This window comes from Bacillus cereus group sp. N8 (genome assembly GCF_016483685.1).
GTDB lineage: Bacteria > Bacillota > Bacilli > Bacillales > Bacillaceae_G > Bacillus_A > Bacillus_A proteolyticus.
Window position 1 is genome coordinate 1 of record NZ_JAEHBK010000108.1, and the last position, 1,428, is coordinate 1,428.

The following is a 1,428-nucleotide window of genomic DNA, read 5'->3' on the forward strand; positions in this document are numbered from 1 at the left end:
TGATGTGCACCCCAATTGTTAGACACAATTAACAATTGGAGGTGCATTTTTTATGGGAAAGTTTTCTCCTAAAGAAAAGCTACAGATAGTAAAACAATATTTTAATGGAGTAGATGGCGGGAAAAGGATTGCTAAATCTCTAGGGATTCATTCTAGTGTAATTTATCAGTGGGTTAAACAATATGAGGCGTTTGGGGAAAAAGCTTTTGAAAAGCGCTATACAACTTATTCGCTTCAGTACAAACTAGATGTGCTTAATTATATGGATACACAAGGGACATCTATTAGAGAAACAGCGGCAATTTTTAATATTTCCTCCCATGAAGTACTGCGTAGATGGAAAGTAGCTTATGATTCAAATGGTGTGGATGCCCTACGTCCAGGGAGGAAGGGTCGTCCAGCTATGAAAAATAAGAAGGTTAAGGTTCCAGTGCTAATTGAGGGGTCTATAGAGGCACTACAAGCAGAAAATGAACGTTTACGTATGGAAAATGATTATTTAAAAAAGTTAAATGCCTTAGTTCAGAAAAAGAACAAATCACAGATCAAGACAGAGCGGAAGTAATTTATGAATTAAGGCGCGAATACAAAATCATCAATCTTGTGAAAATCGCTGGCATTTCCCGTAGTACGTATTATTACTGGATTAAACAAATGGAGCGTCCAGATAAATATAAGAACATTAAAGAATTAATCAAAGGGATTTTTGAAGAAAATTACGGTAGATACGGTTATCGTCGCATCACATTAGAATTACGTAATCGTGGATATGTATTGAATCATAAAACAGTTCGTCGTTTGATGAATATTATTGGATTAAAATGCATGGTTCGTATAAAAAAGTACCGTTCATATAAAGGGGAAGTAGGAAAATTTGCGAAAAATATTTTGAAGCGTGAATTTAATGCGTCCAAGCCTAATGAAAAGTGGGTAACAGATGTCACTGAATTTCATCTACATGGTAAGAAACTGTATTTATCTCCGGTTTTAGACTTATATAACGGGGAGATTATAGCTTACAATATCGAAAATAGGCCTGTTTATTCACTTGTATCAAAAATGCTTAATAAAGCCTTTACACGCTTAAATGATGGGGAAACTCCTATTCTTCATTCAGATCAAGGATGGCATTATCAGATGAAGAAATATCAACAATCGCTAAAAAAACATAAGGTTATCCAGAGTATGTCCCGTAAGGGAAATTGTTTGGATAATGCAGTCATAGAAAACTTCTTTGGCTTATTAAAGTCTGAATTACTCTACCTTAAAGAATTTGAAAGTATGGAACAATTTGAGATAGAATTATATTCATTATTACAATCACAAAAGAATTAAAGAAAAGTTAAATGGAATGAGTCCAGTGCAATACCGGACTCACATCCCATCGGCCGCTTAAATTCTTTGTCTAACTTTTTGGGTTCAGTTCAA

1 pseudogene is annotated in these 1,428 nt (G+C 34.5%); it reads left to right on the forward strand.

The annotated features are described in order from the left end of the window. Nucleotides 1–52: 52 nt before the first annotated feature. Nucleotides 53–1,396, forward strand: a pseudogene (locus JDS80_RS30585) (IS3 family transposase). Nucleotides 1,397–1,428: the final 32 nt, after the last annotated feature.